At 68.1% G+C, this 1,142-nt stretch carries 1 protein-coding gene and 1 pseudogene; both read left to right on the top strand.

Going from position 1 to position 1,142, the window contains the following annotated elements:
- Positions 1-128: pseudogene (locus KZA10_RS18370) on the top strand (branched chain amino acid aminotransferase); the annotation flags it as partial.
- Positions 129-252: 124 nt separating this feature from the next.
- Positions 253-1,029: a fumarylacetoacetate hydrolase family protein gene (locus tag KZA10_RS15760; RefSeq protein WP_017830796.1), complete on the top strand. Its 777-nt coding sequence runs from the start codon at positions 253-255 to the stop codon at positions 1,027-1,029.
- Positions 1,030-1,142 lie beyond the last annotated feature (113 nt).

Genomic DNA, 1,142 nt, shown 5'->3' with positions numbered 1-1,142 from the left:
TGGGCGACGGGTTCGACGAGCCGCAGCCGCTGGGCGAGCTCGCGCTCTCGCTGCGCGAGGAGCTCACCGACATCCAATACGGCCGCCGTGAGGACAAGCACGGCTGGCTGCTGCGCCTCGACGCCTGAGTTTCCAGTTGCCGAGACCCACGTTCCCCGCCGAGACCCACTCTGTGTTTCTTCCGGGAGGGTGGGTCTCGTCGCGTGCCGGGGGTCTCGGCGACCGCCGGGCGCGCTCGGTAGGCTGGATCCCATGAAGATCGCCCGGTTCAGCCACGACGAAGCCATCATGTACGGGATCATCGACGAGCGCGAGCTCGTGGTGCTCGCAGGCGACCCGATGTTCACCGGGTACGAGACCACCGGCGCTCGGGTGCCGCTCGCGGATGCCGCCCTGCTCGCCCCGGTGATCCCGCGGTCGAAGGTCGTCTGCGTCGGCAAGAACTATCACGATCATGCCGCCGAGATGGGGGGAGAGGCCCCTGAGGAGCCCCTGCTGTTCCTCAAGCCGAACACCGCGGTGATCGGCCCCGGAGACGCGATCGTGCGGCCGACGCTCTCCGAGCGCACCGAGTACGAGGGCGAACTGGTCGTCGTGATCGGCAAGATCGCGAAGAACGTCAAGGCCGAGAATGCGCTCGATTACGTGCTCGGCTACACGATCGGCAACGACGTGACCGCTCGCGACCTCCAGCGCAAGGATGGTCAGTGGTCGCGCGCGAAGGGCTTCGACACGTTCTGCCCGCTGGGACCGGTTATCGAGACCGACTTCGACCCGGCGAACGCGACGATCGAGACGCGCGTGAACGGCGAGGTGCGCCAGCATGCCCCGCTCACCGACATGATCCACTCGGTACCGGCGATCATCGAGTACGCCTCGGCCGTGTTCACCCTGCTCCCCGGCGATGTCATCATGACCGGCACCCCGGCCGGTGTCGGCACGTTCGCGGCCGGTGACGTCGTCGAGGTCGAGATCTCGGGATTGGGCATTCTGCGCAACACCGCGCGCGACGCCGTTCCCGCGTCATGACCGATGTCGCCCTGACGGCGGCGCAGCAGATGGCGGTCCAGCGGCGCACCGTGCTGGTGCTGTCGTTCGGGCAGGTGCTCGGCGGCATCGCCTTCGGGGCCACGGTCTCGCTC

This window comes from Microbacterium sp. BF1, from assembly GCF_019279095.1.
GTDB classification, from domain to species: domain Bacteria; phylum Actinomycetota; class Actinomycetes; order Actinomycetales; family Microbacteriaceae; genus Microbacterium; species Microbacterium maritypicum.
This window is presented reverse-complemented; position numbering and strand designations above follow the sequence as displayed.